This is a genomic window from Flavobacteriaceae bacterium (assembly GCA_003443635.1).
GTDB lineage: Bacteria > Bacteroidota > Bacteroidia > Flavobacteriales > Flavobacteriaceae > AU392.
The window spans coordinates 1165122-1183974 of record CP031964.1 but is presented as its reverse complement, the minus strand read 5'-3'; the positions used below and the strand labels follow the sequence as shown (position 1 = coordinate 1183974).

Annotated in this window: 23 protein-coding genes and 1 tRNA gene; 10 read left to right on the top strand and 14 right to left on the bottom strand. The window is 29.0% G+C overall.

Annotated features, from left to right (window positions below; all coding sequences use genetic code 11):
• Positions 1-431: 431 nt before the first annotated feature.
• The gene (locus D1817_05315; GenBank protein ID AXT19310.1) at positions 432-584 is read left to right on the top strand and encodes an SsrA-binding protein; all 153 of its coding nucleotides are present in this window, start codon (positions 432-434) and stop codon (positions 582-584) included.
• Here D1817_05315 and D1817_05310 read toward each other — a convergent pair.
• Positions 581-1096, bottom strand: coding sequence for an adenine phosphoribosyltransferase (locus D1817_05310; protein AXT19309.1), 516 nt, complete (start codon positions 1094-1096; stop codon positions 581-583). The two genes, D1817_05315 and D1817_05310, sit on opposite strands and share 4 nt — an antisense overlap.
• Positions 1097-1250: 154 nt before the next feature.
• On the opposite strand from D1817_05310, the gene D1817_05305 reads away from it, so the two are divergent.
• Together D1817_05305 and D1817_05300 are read left to right on the top strand one after the other, a co-directional pair.
• A tRNA-Arg gene (locus D1817_05305) sits at positions 1251-1327 on the top strand.
• A 203-nt stretch (positions 1328-1530) separates the two neighbouring features.
• On the top strand, positions 1531-1890 hold the full coding sequence (locus D1817_05300; GenBank protein AXT19308.1) for a hypothetical protein: 360 nt from the start codon (positions 1531-1533) through the stop codon (positions 1888-1890).
• Between the two features lie 75 nt (positions 1891-1965).
• Here the strand turns inward: D1817_05300 and D1817_05295 are convergent, their stop codons facing one another.
• The 5 genes from D1817_05295 to D1817_05275 form a co-directional block, all read right to left on the bottom strand.
• On the bottom strand, positions 1966-2289 hold the full coding sequence (locus D1817_05295; protein ID AXT19307.1) for a hypothetical protein: 324 nt from the start codon (positions 2287-2289) through the stop codon (positions 1966-1968).
• Between the two features lie 3 nt (positions 2290-2292).
• Positions 2293-2733, bottom strand: a complete 441-nt coding sequence (locus D1817_05290) for an SRPBCC family protein (GenBank protein ID AXT19306.1) — start codon at positions 2731-2733, stop codon at positions 2293-2295.
• Between the two features lie 77 nt (positions 2734-2810).
• Positions 2811-3917 (bottom strand): AraC family transcriptional regulator, encoded by a 1107-nt coding sequence (locus tag D1817_05285; GenBank protein ID AXT19305.1) that lies wholly within the window; start codon positions 3915-3917, stop codon positions 2811-2813.
• A 225-nt stretch (positions 3918-4142) separates the two neighbouring features.
• Positions 4143-4472, bottom strand: coding sequence for a hypothetical protein (locus D1817_05280; protein AXT19304.1), 330 nt, complete (start codon positions 4470-4472; stop codon positions 4143-4145).
• A gap of 151 nt (positions 4473-4623) precedes the next feature.
• On the bottom strand, positions 4624-4878 hold the full coding sequence (locus D1817_05275; GenBank protein ID AXT19303.1) for a hypothetical protein: 255 nt from the start codon (positions 4876-4878) through the stop codon (positions 4624-4626).
• Positions 4879-5019: 141 nt separating this feature from the next.
• Between D1817_05275 and D1817_05270 the strand changes: the two genes are divergently transcribed.
• On the top strand, positions 5020-5424 hold the full coding sequence (locus D1817_05270) for a hypothetical protein (GenBank protein ID AXT19302.1): 405 nt from the start codon (positions 5020-5022) through the stop codon (positions 5422-5424).
• Between the two features lie 93 nt (positions 5425-5517).
• Complete coding sequence (locus D1817_05265; protein AXT19301.1) at positions 5518-7554, top strand: DUF4910 domain-containing protein; 2037 nt, start codon at positions 5518-5520, stop codon at positions 7552-7554.
• Here D1817_05265 and D1817_05260 read toward each other — a convergent pair whose 3' ends face one another.
• The 6 genes from D1817_05260 to D1817_05235 are packed head-to-tail and all read right to left on the bottom strand — an operon-like array spanning position 7555 to position 12188.
• A complete protein-coding gene (locus D1817_05260) occupies positions 7555-7830 on the bottom strand; it encodes an ATP-dependent Clp protease adaptor ClpS (protein ID AXT19300.1) in 276 nt (91 codons plus the stop codon).
• Positions 7831-7845: 15 nt separating this feature from the next.
• Positions 7846-8682, bottom strand: coding sequence for a 50S ribosomal protein L11 methyltransferase (locus D1817_05255; protein ID AXT19299.1), 837 nt, complete (start codon positions 8680-8682; stop codon positions 7846-7848).
• Between the two features lie 9 nt (positions 8683-8691).
• The gene (locus D1817_05250; GenBank protein AXT19298.1) at positions 8692-9441 is read right to left on the bottom strand and encodes a triose-phosphate isomerase; all 750 of its coding nucleotides are present in this window, start codon (positions 9439-9441) and stop codon (positions 8692-8694) included.
• Positions 9442-9462: 21 nt separating this feature from the next.
• Complete coding sequence (locus tag D1817_05245) at positions 9463-10539, bottom strand: ABC transporter permease (protein ID AXT19297.1); 1077 nt, start codon at positions 10537-10539, stop codon at positions 9463-9465.
• A 1-nt stretch (position 10540) separates the two neighbouring features.
• On the bottom strand, positions 10541-11641 hold the full coding sequence (locus D1817_05240; protein ID AXT19296.1) for a DoxX family protein: 1101 nt from the start codon (positions 11639-11641) through the stop codon (positions 10541-10543).
• Between the two features lie 7 nt (positions 11642-11648).
• On the bottom strand, positions 11649-12188 hold the full coding sequence (locus D1817_05235) for a DUF1599 domain-containing protein (protein AXT19295.1): 540 nt from the start codon (positions 12186-12188) through the stop codon (positions 11649-11651).
• 106 nt (positions 12189-12294) lie between these two features.
• Here D1817_05235 and folP point away from each other — a divergent pair, with 106 nt between their 5' ends.
• The 3 genes from folP (at position 12295) to D1817_05220 (ending at position 14858) form a co-directional block, all read left to right on the top strand.
• Entirely contained in the window at positions 12295-13116 is an 822-nt protein-coding gene (folP, locus tag D1817_05230; protein AXT19294.1) for a dihydropteroate synthase, read from the top strand.
• A 69-nt stretch (positions 13117-13185) separates the two neighbouring features.
• Complete coding sequence (locus D1817_05225; protein ID AXT19293.1) at positions 13186-13974, top strand: TIGR00159 family protein; 789 nt, start codon at positions 13186-13188, stop codon at positions 13972-13974.
• Positions 13974-14858 carry a DUF3667 domain-containing protein gene (locus D1817_05220; protein AXT19292.1) on the top strand — a complete coding sequence of 295 codons (885 nt, stop codon included), beginning with the start codon at positions 13974-13976 and terminating at the stop codon, positions 14856-14858. The genes D1817_05225 and D1817_05220 overlap by 1 nt, the downstream gene beginning before the upstream one ends.
• Here the strand turns inward: D1817_05220 and D1817_05215 are convergent.
• Both D1817_05215 and truA read right to left on the bottom strand, forming a co-directional pair.
• Entirely contained in the window at positions 14855-16624 is a 1770-nt protein-coding gene (locus tag D1817_05215; GenBank protein AXT19291.1) for an ABC transporter ATP-binding protein, read from the bottom strand. The genes D1817_05220 and D1817_05215 overlap by 4 nt on opposite strands.
• 2 nt (positions 16625-16626) lie before the next feature.
• Positions 16627-17373: a tRNA pseudouridine(38-40) synthase TruA gene (gene truA, locus D1817_05210; GenBank protein AXT19290.1), complete on the bottom strand. Its 747-nt coding sequence runs from the start codon at positions 17371-17373 to the stop codon at positions 16627-16629.
• 106 nt (positions 17374-17479) lie between these two features.
• Between truA and D1817_05205 the strand changes: the two genes are divergently transcribed.
• Together D1817_05205 and D1817_05200 are read left to right on the top strand one after the other, a co-directional pair.
• Complete coding sequence (locus tag D1817_05205) at positions 17480-17974, top strand: metallophosphoesterase (GenBank protein AXT19289.1); 495 nt, start codon at positions 17480-17482, stop codon at positions 17972-17974.
• Between the two features lie 144 nt (positions 17975-18118).
• On the top strand, positions 18119-18793 hold the full coding sequence (locus D1817_05200) for a hypothetical protein (protein ID AXT19288.1): 675 nt from the start codon (positions 18119-18121) through the stop codon (positions 18791-18793).
• Positions 18794-18853 lie beyond the last annotated feature (60 nt).

Genomic DNA, 18853 nt, shown 5'->3' with positions numbered 1-18853 from the left:
ATCTTTAAATAATATCAAAATAACGGAATCCCAAAATAAGGCTTAAAAAACAACAAAACACCCCTAGAGTTTAAAAAAAGTTATAAAAAACCCTCTATAAATGTTGCAGTTTAAAACCATAAATCACATTAATAGTAACAAATTAAAACTTTTTTGCAGACAACATATTTGTTTATAAAACGAAATCCATTATTTTACTTATAAAAATAAATTCAAATTTATTATTTTATTAAAAAGTGTTTGGCAGTATACTTTACAGCAACATATATTGCCGCCATAATTAAAAAATTAGTTTAAATCAATCACTAAAATAAAACCATTATGATTACACTTATAAAATTTTTAATAGACATTATTTTCTCTACATTATAAAACCTTACGCTCAAAAATAGTAAAACCGAATTCCAAATTAAGTTTTACTATTTTTGTATATGCACCGTATCTTTTTTAAAACTTTAGCTAAGATTAATAAAATAGTTTTACCAAGTTATACCAAACAAAATCTGGATTTAAGTAAAGCTACAAGATTACAACTCGCCATTTTTGGTTGGAGATTATACGTTACCAAACGTGCTTTAGATTAATAGCTTAAGGCTGAAGTAATTTTATAGTTTTTTAATTTATCTTTTCCATTTAAAAAACCAAGTTCCATTATAAAGTTACATTGCACTATCTTACCCCCTAACCTCTCTACTAATTTACAAACAGCTTCTGCTGTACCACCAGTAGCCAACACATCATCATGAATTAAAATACGTTCTCCTTTTTGTATAGCATCCATATGTATCTCTAAAGCATCTTCCCCATACTCTAAACTATACGTTTGAGAAAGTGTTTTATATGGTAATTTTCCAGGTTTACGAACAGGAATAAAGCCTGCATTTATTTTTTGCGCCAATAATGTTCCGAAAAAGAATCCTCTAGATTCAATTCCTATAACTTTATCAATTTTTTCATCCTTTATTAAGTTGTATAGCGTTTCTAAATATAGATTCATCCCTTCTTGATTCTGTAATAAAGGGGTTATATCTTTAAATAGTATTCCTTGTTTGGGAAAATCTTGTATATCCCTTATATATTGTTCTAACTCTTGCATTTATTTGTTTTTATTGGTTAGGTATTTTTAGACAAAGTCTATTTTAATTGTCGTTAACAATTATCATAATTTATTTCATTCTCGAAAATTAATTAATTTTATGGGTTTATTTTGTCATTGCGCTAAAATAAAATATATTTGCACCCACAAAATTGGCCTCGTAGCATAACTGAATAGTGCACTTGATTACGGCTCAAGAGGTTGCAGGTTTGAATCCTGCCGAGGTCACAAATAAAATCCGCATAACTACTAAATTTAAGTTGTTGCGGATTTTTTTATTTATAATATTTAGTAATATTATATCGTTATAACTTTTTTTCTTAATTTAAGGTAGTTTTGATCTTATTAAAACCTTCTTAGTTTGTAAGAATTATTATATATTTAGATATATATATTCCCACGTTGTGTAGCATTTGAAAAAATCTCGAAACTAAATGAAAATCGAAGAAAACAGCAAACTGAAACCTTATCATTGGATTGCATCAATTCTGATCATTCCTTCATTCGGACTTTTTGCTGGATTTTATGGGTGGATTTATTATTCAACAATATTTGACCGAAACGGAGTTTGGGGAAACATGCATAGTTATTACGATTTGACTAAAGAGCAATTTAGCTCAATCCGACTTTTCATTTCTCTGACTCTAATCGGACTAATATTATTCCAATCAAAATATCTGATTGAAAAAAATATGAATCGACTGAATAAAACGCTATTGATTACCTTGATTTTTATCGGGATTTGGATAATCGGAGAGTTTTATTTACAAACTAAATTTATTGGAAAAGGATAATGGAATGAATAAAAAACAGTACACAACAATAGCTATAATTCAACGCTAATTTGCTATGATTTCGTTGTGAACAATTTATTTTGAAGGTAAGCTCATTACATAATCATAACTCTCATTCAAATATTCCGACAATTTATCTAAATCATCCCACATACTTTCCGGTATTAACACATAACCATGCATAGTAGAGTTATAAGATTTGTATATAGTAGTTTCAAACTCTTCAATATATTTTTTCTGTACTTCTTTAGAAAATCGAATTCCTATTTCTCCAGCTTTATTAAAAAGTGAAAACATATGCCCATTTGCAGAAGTATAAGGCATTGTTTTTCCTTTTCTTTCAAATCGATTACATTTAGCAATAAGCTGATCATATATTTTTAATTTTTCTGCCCACATAATTTATTGTTTTTCGACAAATTCTTTAAACTGTTGCATCCATTTATCACCTTGTTTCCTATAAATACTTGGAAATAAAATAGCTAATAATTTAGGTAGAAACCAATTAATTCTAGTGTACTCGTATTCGTATTTATATTCAGTTTTTTGTGAGTTAATTTCAATAAAAGTACACTTCATTGTATTATCCATATGTTTATGGTGGTAAAAAGCTTCAAAAGAGCCGGGCAAATCATTTTTAATAATGGTTTCAGTTAATACCATATCTCGTTTACCGTCTGAATAGTACATTTTTGATTTTGCTCCATTATGCCCTAAGTTACCACTTATCAATTCTTTTTTCACAAAACCATCTTGGTATTCTTTGTTGTTATTAGGATCAATAAATAAAGTTGTAACAACCTCTCTTGGTTTATGGATAATTACCGAACCCTTGTATTTCATAATTTATTCGTTTTTTGTTCTTGACACATAATTAAATAAATTATTTTTAGTTTTGGTTACATATCTGTTTTGTAACCTTATTTTTTTAATTTTTGTTCTTTTTTTATCTTTTCTAGATATGCAGATGGTGAAATTCCTTCAAAATCCTTAAATGCTCTATAAAAGGAAACCTTGTTATTAAAACCCGATTCAAAAGCAATATCAATTAATTTTATTTTACTACTCTTATTTTTTTGAATGTTATTTTTAGCTTCTTTTAATCTATATAAATTGATCAGTTTTTTAAAAGAACAATTAAACTTCTGATTTATAATTTCTGAAACATAAGCTGAAGGATATGAAATTGATTCAGAAAATATGGCGAGACTTAAATCGTTGTTCAAGTAAATTTTATCTATCTCTAACTTGTTTATAATTATATTTTCAGCATTTTCTCTTTCCTGTAAATCGATCATCTTAGGTGGTTTACTGCTAAAAATAGTTGATTTATCAATAATTTTATAAGCTATAGATTGAACAATAAAAGTCATTGCCAGCATACTAATTTGATTGATCAAGGCAAAACTATATTCTCCTAAAGGTTGAATAGCAAAATAGATAAGGTGTAATACTAAAAACACTACATAACTAATTAACACTGTGTAGTACCAATTCACCAAAGCATTATTGGTAATTTGATTCTTGAATTGTTTTAATTTCTTGATACTTAAAAAAATATAAATACCTATATAAACGAAAAAACTCAAAGTAAAATAAAACTCAAAACTTTTATAAGAGGGAATCTCTTCCATAAAAACCTTTATTGTTTCTAATTTTTCATTCCCACTCAAAAAATAAAAAGGAAAATTCAAAAACAACATGATTCCAAAAACGGTAAAATGCCAATAGTATTTTTTAGATAATTTAAAAGATTTAATTGTTATTGCTAATGCCATGAATAGCATTAATGGTGGTTTTAAAAAACTAATGGGGTGACTCACTCCCAATATATGTGGAATAGTGGATATTAATTCTGTTTCGACCAAAAGCCTTTCAAAAAGTGTTATTCCTTCAATGATTAACAAGGAGGCAAATAGTTTTTTAAATAATGTGCTTTCTGATTTTAATAAAATAAAAGCTATAAAAAATGCTTGACAAGCTCCGTAGGCGATTAAGATGTTAATTATTAATGATGTCCCTGTCATTATTTATTTTAAATACTTCTTATTTTAAAGAGAATTAGTTTATTCTATATATTTTATTATAAGTGTTTTTATAATCACTAATGTGTTAGTGTATGATTTACTACTTTGGTTTGGAACTAATTTAACAAAAGAAAATGAGTCAAAAGAAAATTCGTAGTATAATTCTTTTAGGCTAATAAATAAAAAGTGCAATCTTACAGGATGTAATTAAGTAACATTTTTCAGTTAATAGTTTAAGAGACTATCCTTACTCCACATATGACAAACATAAAACTCAACTTTTCTGCGCTCTTCTGATATATCAGGAAAAAAAACTTTAAATGCTACTTGTGCTTGTTCGTCATTTTCCAGAACTTCTTTTAATAAATTATAAAAAATACCAGGCAGGTTATTAAATGTATTTATTTGATCATTTTGTGACCAAATTATTGTTCTTGAAGATTTACAAATTATTAGCTTTATATCATAACTATGCAATACTTTTTTAATCGTAACTAATTTCGAAAAAGCTTCTGGTTTAACACACTTATAACTTGTAATACTGTCAAATTTCATTAATGAAAACTTATTTTTTATGCTTTGTTATGTATGTATATGATACTTAAAGTCAAAACAAATACAGTAAAAATGATTAAAGTGATTAATAAAAGTTTATGAAAACGCTTACCAATCTTATGAAGGTGCATATTTAAATTTCGTATAATTCTCATTGATATAATGTTCTTTTTTTCTCTTCTTGTTTTTTTTGATATTGCTCTTTTCTATTAGAATAAACTTCAAAAATAGCATCTTCAATGTCTTGATTTTCTTGACCTGAAAGCACATTTCTTATCATAGATTCGCTGTAAGGATTTCCTTTCCTATTCGTGACATTTCTTTTTTTAAGCACTTTTAAAACATCCTGTGCATAATTGCTTTTAAGGAAATTTTTTAATTTTTTCTTTTCTAATGGGGTAATCATACATAAATATCATTTAGTTTGTGACGTATTTGTGTTATATTTATTGCTTAGTATGTGTATGTAATATTACATACAATATTTTATAAATCAAAATATATTCACAACTATTTTGAGAATTATCTGTCATTTACAATATATTTTATGAATACAATTATCAAAAGGATTGTAGAAATGCAACAAGAACTTTTTCCTAGAAGCCAAAGGGCATTTGAATTAAGCATAGGAAAGACAAGCGGATACTTAAATGTTCTTCAAAAAAGAAATAGTATTCCTAGTGCAGAAGTTGTTGCTACAATAATTTTAAAATATCCAAAATATAGTGCGCATTGGATTTTAACTGGAGAAGGAAGCAAATACGTTAATGCAGATCAAAAATCTATTGTAAATGAAGAAAAAGCAATTTACGAAATCGAAAAAGATAAGTTTAAAATACTAAAAACCTTTTTCAGCGAAGAGTATAATGCTTTAAACAACAAACTAGATTTGATCCATAAGGAAAATACAGAAATATTAAATTTACTTAACAAAGAGTATCGTAAAAAGTAATATATCTACAAATCATAAAATTAAAGGAGTTTCTATACTTTAAAGTATTTTTGGCAAGCTACCTTAAACACTTCATTAATATAATCATCTAATATGAAATTTATTGTTTCTTTCTTATTTCTATTCATCTTTAACTCTTTTAGTATTAATGCTCAAAATATTCCATTTGAGCAAGATAAATTAATAAAACACCTTGATCAGGAGTTATCTGGAGAAAATGCTAAACGTAACTTAGAGTTTATTTCTCGATTACATCGTATGAGAGGATCAGAAGATTACAACAAAGCTATTTCTTTTATTTCTGAACAATTAAAATCTTATGGTTTAGAGTCAGAATTAATTAAAATTCCTGCAGATGGAAAAGCAATGTACGGCACTCAAAAATCACGACCAGCTTGGAATGTTGAGTTTGCAGAATTATGGGAGGTAGAAAATAAAAATAACACTTGGATACAAAAAAATAAAATTGCCGATTGGGAATCTATCCCGCTTGTTCTTGCACAAGATAGCAAAAGTGCAGATGTAACCGCTGAATTAGTTGATGTTAGCACTGGTACTTCTGATACAGATTATGCTAATAAAAATATTAAAGGAAAAATTGTATTAACAGCGTCGCAACCCGGAAGTATTGTTCCCCTAGCAGTTAAAAAATATGGCGCTATTGGTATTGTAAGTTATGCTCAAAATCAAGTAACTGCTTGGTTTAAAGAAAACGAGAATTTAATTCGCTGGGGGCACTTAGAAACATTTTCTGATGTAGATATGTTTGCTTTTATGGTATCGTTAAAACAAGCTCGGCGTTTTCAAGAACGTTTAAAGCGTGGCGAAAAAATTGTTTTGGATGCTAAAGTTATTGCCAGCCAGCATGCTGGGAGTTATGACCTACTTACTGCAGTAATAAAAGGTAGTCATCCTCAACTAAAAAATGAAGAGATCTTATTCACTTGCCATCTAGATCACCCTCGTCCTGGAGCCAACGATAACGCTAGTGGCTGTGTTGCAATTTTAGAAGTTGCCAGAACTTTAAATAAGTTAATACTGAATGGTAAGATCGAACGTCCAAAGCGCAGTATACGTTTTTTATGGTCGCCCGAAATTGAAGGTACTACAAGTTTATTAAGTTATAAACCTGAGTATGCTGAGAAAACAAAATTTAATATCCATATGGATATGGTTGGTGGTAACCCAGATACAAAATCTATATTTCATGTGTCTCGTTCTCCACAAAGCTTACCTAATTTTATAGATGATATTGGAGAAACTTTTGGGGCATTTGTAAATACTGCTTCTTATGAGTATGCTAGTGGAAAAACTGTTGAATACCCTATAGTTTCTAAAGAAGGTGGCAAAGAAGCATTACAAGCTGTTTTAGGTAAATTTAGCATGGGTAGCGATTTTCAGGTATTTACTGAAGGCTCGTTTAAAATTCCTTCAATTTACCTTCATGATTGGCCAGATAGATATATTCACACTAATTACGACGTTCCAGCCAACATAGACCCTACTAAATTAAAACGTGCTGGTTTTATTGGAGCAAGTAGCGCTTATTTTATAGCAAATTTAGATACAAATGATGTGCCTTCTTTAATTAGCTCATTAAAACAAAAAACATTAAATAGGGTTTCTAAAATGTTAGAGTACTCCAAACTATTATCTACAGAAGAGCAGGAAAATTTAAAGTTCTATTTCTGGAACTATGAGCTAGGTGTTTTTGAATCTATAAAACCTTATGCTAAAATAAATAGTGTTATTGAAAATGATTACATTCAGTTTTTAGAGAATTTAAAATCAACTATTGGAAAAGGTGTAAAACTAAAGTCAAATCACCCCAAAGCAAAATTAGTTTTTAAAAGAAATAAAGCTATTAAAGGACCTATGTCTGTATTTGGGTACGATTATTTTACTGATCATTATAACAATGAAAATACACCTAAAATTTATAATTATTCTGGAATAAAAGGTTCTGGTTCTGAATATGCTTATGAAACTTTAAATCTTGTAAATAACAAAAATAGTGTAGAAGATATTAGAAATATATTATCTATGGAGTTTGGGCCAATACCTTTAGAATATGTTATAGAATATTTAGAGGCTCTTAAAAGTATAAGTATTGTTTCGTTAAAAAATTAATTAAACTATTTCTGCACTAAGTCCAGCATCTAAAAGCATTGTACATTGAGGTTCTAACTCATCATAAACACCAGTTTTTACGGTGCATTTTCCTTTATGGTGAACAATAATAGAACATTGTTCTGCTTGCTCAGGAGTATGGTTACAAGCATACATAAGTGTATCTATAACATGATCAAATGTATTTACATCATCGTTATAAAGTACAATCTCATTATTTTTCTGTACTTCTTCTTGTATCGAAACTTCTTCAAGGTATTTTTCCTTTGTACTCATAATCAAAAGTTTGTACTAATTTAAAAATTTTAGCGATACCCAATTATTTCTTTCTAATTTTTCTTCAAGTTTTAACATATGTGCATGGCATTCTTTTTCTATGACAGGAACATCTGTTGTATAAAATCCACTCAAAAACAACACCCCCTTAGGATTTAAGCAACTTGCATAAATTTTCAAGTCTTGTAATAAAATATTTCTATTAATATTAGCTATAATTACATCATAAGATTTTTCTGCCAACAAACTTGCATCACCTTCGTAAACAGAAATATGTTCTCGATTATTACGCTCTACATTTTCTAAGCTATTTAAATAACACCAATTATCAATATCAATAGCATCAATAGGTTTTGCGCCTTTCATTTCTGTTAAAATAGCTAAAACACCTGTACCACACCCCATATCTAACACCGATTTATCTGTCATATCATTTTTTAAAATGTGTTGAATCATCATATACGTAGTTTCATGATGGCCGGTTCCGAAACTCATTTTGGGTTCTATAACAATATCATAAGTTGTATTAAAAGGTTCGTGAAATGGAGCTCTTACTGCACAAATATTATCTACAATTATAGGGCTAAAATTTTTCTCCCATTCTTCATTCCAATTTGTTTGCTCTATCTCTTCGTAAGTATACGTAATTTGAAACTCTCCTGAGTTTAATATTTGTACTTCGTCTAATATGTTGGCATTCCATTCTCTTTTTTGAATATAAGCTGTAACTCCTTCTGTGGTTTCTACAAAACTTTCAAAACCTGCATAACCCAACTCTGCAATCAGTATTTCTACTCCTATTTCTAAAGGTTTAACTTTAAAATAATATCCTATATATATGGTGTTTGACATCTTTATTAATTAAAATGCATTTACAATAGCAAAAAAATCTTCTGCATTTAATGCTGCTCCCCCAATAAGACCACCATCTACATCTGGTTTAGAAAAAATTTCTTTGGCATTATTAGGTTTTACACTACCTCCATAAAGAATAGATACATTCTCTGCAGTGCTTTCGCTATAATGATCTTTAACCGTCTTACGGATAAATTGGTGCATTTCTTGTGCTTGATCTGGAGATGCTGTTTCTCCCGTGCCAATCGCCCAAACTGGCTCATAAGCCAAAACTATATGCTTCCAAGCGCTCTCTGGCAAATGAAACAACGCTTTTTTTATTTGGCATTCAACAACTAGAAAATGATTTTCTGTTTTACGATCTTCTAATTCTTCTCCAAAACAAAATATAATTTCTAATTCATGCTCTAAAGCTGCATTTACTTTTTTTGAAAGCACCTCATCTGTTTCATTAAAATAAGCACGACGTTCGCTATGTCCTAAAATCACAACTTCTACTCCTACACTCTTTAACATTTTTGCGCTAATCTCACCTGTATAAGCGCCATGTTCTGCAAAATGCATATTCTGTGCAATAACCTCTATATTACTCGCTTTTAATGATTTAAACGCACTGTATAAATTCGTAAATGTTGGAGCAATCATCACCTCAGCATTTGAGGTTTGTATTTGTTGCTTTAAAGCAGATATTAGCAATTCTGATTGTGATAGATCATTATTCATTTTCCAGTTCCCTGCTACTATTTGTGTTCTCATTCTATCCTTTAATTTTATCTTTTAATTTAGTTTTATTTTAGGGTCTAACCACGCATAAATAATATCTACAAAAATATTTATTACTATAAATAATAGAGCAATTATTAATACAGATCCCATAATTACCGGGAGATCTAATGTATTTAATGCATTTACAATTTCTTTTCCTAAGCCGTTCCATCCAAAAATATACTCCACGAATACAGCTCCTGCTAGCATTGAAGCAAACCAACCAGAAATGGCTGTTACCACAGGGTTTAATGCATTTTTTATAGCGTGTTTTTGTATCACTTTAAATTCACTCAGTCCTTTAGCTCTTGCAGTACGAATATAATCTTGGTTAAAAACCTCTAAAAGTGAATTTCTCATTAACTGAATAACTACTGCTAAAGGTCGAATCCCTAAAACAATTGCTGGCAAAATTAAGTTTTTCCACTTAATATAAGTTTTCTCTCCAAAATCATCAAGCTCGTATAAACTCCCCGTCATTTCCAGATTGGTATACTTATGTAGTACATATCCAAAAAGCCAAGCAAATAAAATGGCGCTAAAAAATGAAGGTACACTCATACCCAACGTACTTAATATTTGAATTGTTTTATCAATCCATGTGTCTTTAAATCGTGCCGAGATCACTCCTAAAAATAATCCTAATATCATTGCGATTACAATGGCAGACACTGCTAATACAAATGTATTTGGAAGTGTTTCTTTTAAAACTTGCGAGACTTTTTTGCCTTGCTTAGTAAATGATTCACGTAAGTATGGAAATTTTAAAACTACAGTAGTATTTCCAATTGAAAACAACTTGCTAGCTGTATATTTATTTTTATCTAAATAAGTATAGTTTGTTTTTAGTTTTGAATGAAATGAAATTGGAGATAAATCGTTTAAATAATAAACATATTGTATACCAATAGGTTTATCAAAACCATATTTTTGCTTGACAATTTCTAGTTGTTGACTATCTTCATTCTGTCCTAACATCATTTGTGCAGGGTCTCCAGGAAGTACATTAAATAAAAAGAAGATTACGGTTACTACTCCAAATAAAGTAAGAGCGGCATAAAATATTTTATTTAGAAGATAATTAAACAAATTAATCTAGTTTTAAATCTTCAATATCATTCCAATGTAACTTTTGAATAACTGTCCCTTTATGTAATTTTAATACTGCTGGATTTGAACGTACTATTGTTTTTAAGGCAGTTTCATCACAAAAATAAAAGTCAAAATCAAAACCATTACGTTTAGAAAATGCTTCTTGTTCTTCAGGTCCAGTAGCTGTTAAACCGATTACCTTATAACCTTTATTAATTGCTTCATTTTTAACATTTTGCAATTCTGCCAATCCAGGGCTTTCAGCTTTATTAAGGTTATAGGATATAAAAACAATAAGCTTTTCTTCGTTTAATAGTTCTAAAGTAAAATCTTCTCCGTCACGTTCCATTGAGAAATCATGAATTGGCGGTTCGTAACCTGGATCTATTTCTTTAGAAGTAGAGCTAACATACTCTCCTCCTTCAATATTAGGGTATGCTCCATTATTAACTATGGTCTGTTCTTCTCCATTAACTTTAAACACCCAAGTATATTCAAAAATAGGTTTTGGGGCATCGTCAGGAACAATCATATTTTCATAAATATTTGCTCCTATTTTATAAGGTCTAAAATCTTTTATTGGTAAATGTAATAGGACGTGATATACAATCCCAAAGCAAAAAATAAAACTAAGTAACGATACTATAGTTAGCCCCAGTTTACCTAGTATTGGTTTAATATGCTTCACTCCAACAAAAAGAACTACTATAAATACTAATAAGATAATATCTTTAGTAAAGGACTCCCAAGGAGTTAATTTTATAGCATCACCAAAACAACCACAATCTGTAACTTTATTATAATATGCAGAATAAAAAGTTAAAAAAGTAAAAAACACAATCATCCCTAATAAACTCCAAACCGTAAATTTAGGTTTATATCCTATTAATAAAAAAACACCTAAGATCACTTCAAAAACAACCACAAAAATAGCTATGATAAGCACATAAGGAACAAGAAATGGAATGTCAAAAACGGTAGCTCCAAAATATTCTTCTAGCTTAAACGAAAACCCAATTGGATCATTTAATTTTATTAATCCTGAAAAAATAAATAAACCTCCGACAAGTATTCTTGAAATTGCAACTAATAGTTTCATATATATTTTAGTTATCTTTTAAATGAATTAGGGAAAACACAGCATAGTTAATCATATCTTGATAATTAGCATCAATCCCTTCGCTAACAATAGTTTTTCCAGAGTTATCTTCAATTTGTTTTACACGAAGTAGTTTTTGTAAAATTAAATCTGTTAAAGAGCTTACTCGCATATCACGCCAAGCTTCTCCATAATCGTGATTTTTATCTAACATTAACTGCTTTGTAATAGTTATTTTTTCATCATATAATTTTGTGGCTTCTGTAACAGATAAATCAGGTTGTTCTACAACCCCTTTATCTATTTGTATTAATGCCATAATGCAGTAATTAATAATACCTATAAATTCACTCACTTCACCTTCATCTACTTTTCTCACATCATTTTGCTGCAAACTGCGAATACGTTGTGCTTTAATAAAAATCTGATCTGTTAACGATGGTAATCTAAGAATTCTCCACGCACTACCATAATCCTGCATTTTGTTCTTAAACAAGTCTCTACAAACAGAGATTACTTCATCGTATTGTTTTGATGTATTTTGCATAAAGTAAATCGAATTTTGCGTAAATTTCGCTTAAAATTTTTAAATGTTCAAAGTTTATGGTTTAAAGTTTTAAAACTATAAATTATAGACTTCTAAAGTGTTATAAATGACTATAAATTGCAAAGGGCAACTCATCGATTTATCATCACCAAAAGTAATGGGAATCCTAAATATAACTCCAGATTCTTTTTATGACGGAAATAAGTTTAATGATGAGAAATCTATTTTGTTACAAACAGAAAAAATGCTGTCTGAAGGTGCTACTTTCATAGATGTTGGTGCATACAGCTCTCGACCAGGAGCAACACATATTAGTGAAGCTGAAGAACTACAACGCATATTACCTATAATAGACCTCTTATTAAAGCATTTTCCAAGTAGTTTATTATCTATAGATACTTTTAGAAGCAGTATTGCTAAACAATGTATAGCCCATGGAGCTGCATTAATTAATGATATTTCTGCTGGACAATTAGATAATGAAATGATGTCAACTATAGGGAAACTTAGCGTGCCTTATATAGTAATGCATATGATTGGGACCCCCCAAAATATGGAACAGAACATACATTATGAAGATATGATAAAAGAAATTATCTATTATTTTTCTAAAAAAATTAATGAAGCACGATCACATCAAGTAAATGATATTATTATTGATCCTGGGTTTGGGTTTTCAAAAACTTTAGAGCAAAATTATAAACTACTAAATCAGTTAGAACTTTTAAAACTTATAGATTTACCTTTATTAATTGGAATATCTAGAAAATCGATGATCTATAAATTATTAAAGAATTCTCCTCAAGAAGCACTTAATGGCACAAGTAGTTTAAACACTATTGCTTTACTAAAAGGAGCTTCAATATTAAGAGTTCATGATGTAAAAGAAGCTATGGAATGTATAGCTCTTACCAGTCAATTACATTAACTTATATCTTAATTATGAATTTATCTATATTTAGCTATATTTATTGAAATTTATAAAACCTTCTTTAGCTTGAAAGAATTTTTAAACGAAATACTAAAGTTTACATTAATAGATATCATTGATGTTATATTAGTAGCGTTTTTACTTTATTATATATACAAGCTTGTTAAGGGCACAGTAGCTATCAATATTTTTATTGGCATTGTTATTATTTACCTTATATTTTTACTTACTGAAGCACTACAGATGAAGCTACTCAGTAAAATTTTAGGAGGTTTTATGAGTGTCGGACTTATCGCTTTAATTGTTGTATTTCAACAAGAGATCCGGAAATTTTTATTAATGGTAGGTTCAACCAATTTTGGCAAAAAAAGTAATTTTTTAAAACGGATTAATTTCCTAAAAACTGAAACTAATAATACTACCAATATTGAAGATGTTATTTCTGCTTGCATAAAAATGGGGAGTTCTAAAACTGGAGCTTTAATTGTTATAGAACGCAACAACAATCTCGATTTCTTAGTGAATACAGGTGACCAAATGAACATTAGTGTTACACAACCCATACTTGAAAGTATTTTTTTTAAAAATAGCCCTTTACACGACGGAGCAGTAATTATTGCTAACAATATTGTAAAAGCTACACGAGTAATACTTCCTGTAAATAATGAAAAAAATATTCCCGAGCGTTTTGGGTTACGTCATAGAGCAGCTATAGGTATTACTGAAAAAACAGATGCTCTAGCCTTAGTAGTTTCTGAAGAAACTGGCCAATTATCTTATATTAAAAATGGAGAATTTATAATGTATAAAAACACAGAAGAATTAATTTCGCAAATAAATGAGAATTTAGTTTAATGAATTGTAAAAATTGTAATACTCCATTATCTATTTACGCCACGAATTACTGTCTCCATTGCGGTGCTAGAGTTATTAAAAATAGATTAACATTTAAAGGTTTAGTAGAACAGGCTGGAGAAGAGTTTTTTAATATAGAAAATAAACCCTTAAGGACTTTTATTCATCTTTTTACCAAGCCAAAAGCCGTAATCGATGGTTATATAAATGGTACTCGAAAAAAATATGTAAACCCTATAAGCTTTATCGCAATATCGCTTGCTTTTTCTGCAATACAGTTTTTTATTATAAATACTTTTTTTAATGATTTTATTAATAATCCTAATATCCAGTCTACTCAAAACACAAATGCCAATTCAATAATTGAACAGGTAAGAAGTTCAATGTCTTTTGCTGGAGATTATTCATCAATAATCATTTTTATTACAATTCCTGTGATGGCATTAATCTCGTATATTGTGTTTATAAATTATAGAAAATACAATTTTGTAGAGCATACTGTTATTTATCTCTACACGTATTCTGTTACGACTATTTTAGGGTTTTTAGTTACCATAGCATTGTTTTTACTAAAAAACATTATAGATAACTCGTTAATTTGGGTTAGTTTATTAACTATTCCCACAATGTTATCATATAATAGTTACGTTTTAAAAAAATTATTTGATTTAAAATGGATTACTTTAATCTGGAAAACGTTTTTATTTATAATAATTGGAACAGCAGTATATTTAATTATAAGTATTGTATTAGGCATTATTTTAGGAATTTATATACAACTAGGAGGCCCATTGCCTGAATATATTCAAGAAGTTATGAATAATGCTGAAACGATATCTAATACTTCCAATACACTAATACCACAAACACCAAAAACTAATTAAGCCACCTCTTCTTTCATAAATTGCACTTCATATAAGTTTTTATAATAACCGTTATCAACATTTAAAAGCTCATCGTGAGTACCTTGCTCTACTATTTTACCGGCATCCATAACAATAATATTATCTGCTTTTTTAATCGTAGCTAAACGATGTGCTATTACAATAGACGTACGATTTTCTGTAATTTTATCTGTTGCATCTTGTATCAGTTGTTCTGAATAAGAATCGACAGAAGAAGTTGCTTCATCTAAAATTAATATGCTCGGATTGGTAACATATGCTCTTAAAAAAGAAATTAATTGTCGTTGTCCTGACGATAACATTACTCCTCTTTCTTTTACGTTATAATGATACCCATTTGGCAAGCTCATAATAAAATCATGAATGCCTATCTGCTTGGCTGCTTCTATAACCTGATTTTCATGAATCTCCGGATTATTAAGGGTAATATTATTTAATATAGTGTCTGCAAATAAAAATACATCTTGTAAAACAACTGCTATTTGTTGACGTAACGAACTTAATGTAACGGTATTAATATTAGTATTATCTATTAAAATATCGCCAGAATTAATATCATAAAAACGATTTAATAAATTAATAACTGTAGATTTTCCCGCCCCTGTAGAGCCTACAATTGCAATTGTAGATCCTGCTTTTACATTAAAAGAAATTCCTTTTAAAACCTCTTCATTTTCAACATACGAGAACTTCACATTTTTAAATACAATATCTCCTTTAAAATGACCTGCGGTAGCTTTCCCTGTATCTTCTATATTTGCCGAAGTATCTAAAATTTTAAAAACACGATCAGCAGCTACCATACCCATTATTAAAGTATTAAATTTATTCGCGATTTGATTCAGTGGTCTAAAAATCATTGGTATAAACATTACAAAAGCAGTAAGATTACCTAATGTAGTTATGGATGTTCCTTTAATAATATCTGCTCCCCCATACCATACTACTAACCCTAATGCAATTGAGGATAATAATTCTGCAATTGGGAAAAATATTGAATTATACCAAACTGTTTTTAGCCAACCTTTTTTGTGACGCTCATTAATGGCTTTAAAATTTTTAGATTCTATACTTTCTCTTGTAAATAATTGAAGAATTTTCATTCCTGTAACGCGCTCCTGCACAAACGAATTTAAATTAGACACTTCTGTACGTACTTCTTCAAAGGCTTTTTTCATAAATCTTTGAAAAATTTTGGTAGCAATAATCACAATAGGCAATGTGCAAAATACTATAATACTCAAACGCCAATTCATATAAAACATAACGACACCTACTACTGCCATTTTAAGTAAATCACTAAATATCATAAAAAGTCCTTGACTAAAAATATCTCCAATTCGCTCCATATCAGACACAGCTCTAGTAATTAAAACTCCTATTGAAGAATTATCGTAATATTTCATTTTAAAACCAAGGATGTGTTTAAATAACTTTACTCTTATATCTCTAACTACAGATTGTCCTAGCCAAGTTGCATAATAAATAAATAAGAGGTTACAAACAACTTCCAACACTAACAAGCTAAGTATTATAACAATATATAACAGAAATCCTTCTGTAAGCTGTTTCTCGATATTATTATCAATTGCTTGTTGTAATACATATGGTCTTGCTGCTCCAAAAACTGATAATCCTATAACAGCAAAAAATGTAACATAAAACACAAATTGATAAGGCTTAATAAACTTAAATAATCGTTTAAAAAGACTTATATCAAAAACACCTTCTCCTTTTTTAGCCATTATTAGTTTTCACTTAAATTATTTGGATATTCAATCTTAGACAAATATAAAGCATAGCCTGGAACTGAAGCTCCTGCCTTGGACCTATTTTTAGATTTAATAACAGTATGCAATTCTTCAACTTCCATCTTTCCTGTACCAATATTTATCATTGTTCCAACAATTGCTCTTACCATATTTCTTAAAAAACGATTAGCTTTAATTGTAAAAACTAATTCATCACCTACCCTCTCCCATAACGCTTTCATAATAGTGCAATTATATGTTTTCACATCCGTATTACTTCTTGAGAAACATTTAAAATCTTCGTATTCAAATAATAGTTTTGCAGCCGCATTCATTTTCTCGATATCCAAAAAATGTTTTAAATAATACGCCCCTTCATAAGCAAACACATCTTTTTTTAAAGAAACTCTATAAATATATTCTCTACTTAATGCATCAAAACGTGTATGTGCATCGGTTTTCACTAATGTTATATCATGAATTGCTATATCTTTTGGTAAAAATGAATTAAGCTTAAATTTTAAAGTTTCGATTTCAAACTTATTATCTGTATCAAAATGTGCGAACATTTGCAAAGCATGAACTCCAGCATCAGTACGACCCGCTCCAATAACCTCTATTTTTTCTTTAAAAAGTAATGACAATGCATTCTCTAAAATTTCTTGTACAGTAATTGCATTAGGTTGATTTTGCCAACCGTGATAAGCTTTTCCATTATAAGAAAGTTCTATAAAATATCTCACTGTATTTTGATACTTTTGTTAATTGCAAACAAAGATAAATTTATTCCTGTGAAGGCAGGAATCTTATTTTATAAAAAATAGATTTCCGCTTACACAGAAAATTAATATGACAAAAATTCTTTTACTTTCTGATACGCACAGTTATATTGACGACGATATTTTAAAATATGTAAAACAAGCAGATGAAGTATGGCATGCTGGAGATATTGGAGATTTAAAAGTCGCTGATAGTATTAAATCTCTAAAACCGCTAAGAGCTGTTTATGGTAATATTGACGATGCGAAAGTACGTATGGAATTTCCCGAGCATAATCGTTTTATTTGTGAGGGTATGAATATATGGATTACACACATTGGAGGATATCCTAACCGATACGATATTAGAGTTAAGGATGCTATAATAAAGAACCCTCCAGATATTTTTATATGTGGTCATTCTCACATTTTAAAAGTAATGCGGGATAAAAAATTAAATATCTTACATATGAATCCTGGTGCAGTAGGTAAGCACGGTTTTCATAAAGCAAGAACAATGCTTCGCTTTGAAGTCAATAATGGTACTATTGAAAATTTAGAAGTTATTGAATTTAAAAGACATTAATTAAAAATACCGTTAAACGTCTTTTTTCACTAAATACCAATAAATTTTTAACATGAACGAATTTAATAGTCAAAGAACTAAAAAAATTTCGTAAAATTTTACCTCTTAATATTTTAGCTCTTAAACCAAATCTCATTTATAAACGTGAAAGCATATATACTATATCTTTTTATATGTTGTATTTCTATCTTAAAAGTTAGTGGGCAAGATTTTGTTTTATATCCTAATATTAACCCTCGTTATCATTTAGAACAAAATATTGAAAATAATATACTTCATTTAAAAGCTGAAAGCAAAATCACTAAAGTAAGCTTATACAATAGAGTTACTAAAAGAACATCTATAATTAAAAATGATACAAATATGATACGAATAGCTTTAAATGAGTTAGATGTATCTTATTATACAATCATGACTCACACTAATTTAGGTGAGATTATAGTATTAGGTATAGATTTACTTAATAAAGAGCACATGAAACCTCTTGTTACTAAAAATAAGGTTATTGAGCAAAAAGTTAAAGCCTATTGGGTTATTAAAGAAACTTATAAACATTCAGGAAGTTCATTATCTACATATTTTATTCATAATAAAAAATCTTTAGAGTATGCTATCAAGAAAAATAGAAAAGATCTGACTTCATTTTCTGGAAAAAATAACAGTTTAATTATATATGAAATATACAATTTAAAAGGTTTTGCTTCCAGAGGCTTAAAAAATAAACTCATAAAGAGTAAAGGAAACATTGATGATTCTACAATAAGCGAAAAGCAGAAAAAAGCATTCAATATTACACCTTTATATAAAAGTCAATCATAAAATCCATAAAAAAGCCCAAGATCTTCACCTTGGGCTCAACGCACTAATATTACTATGATA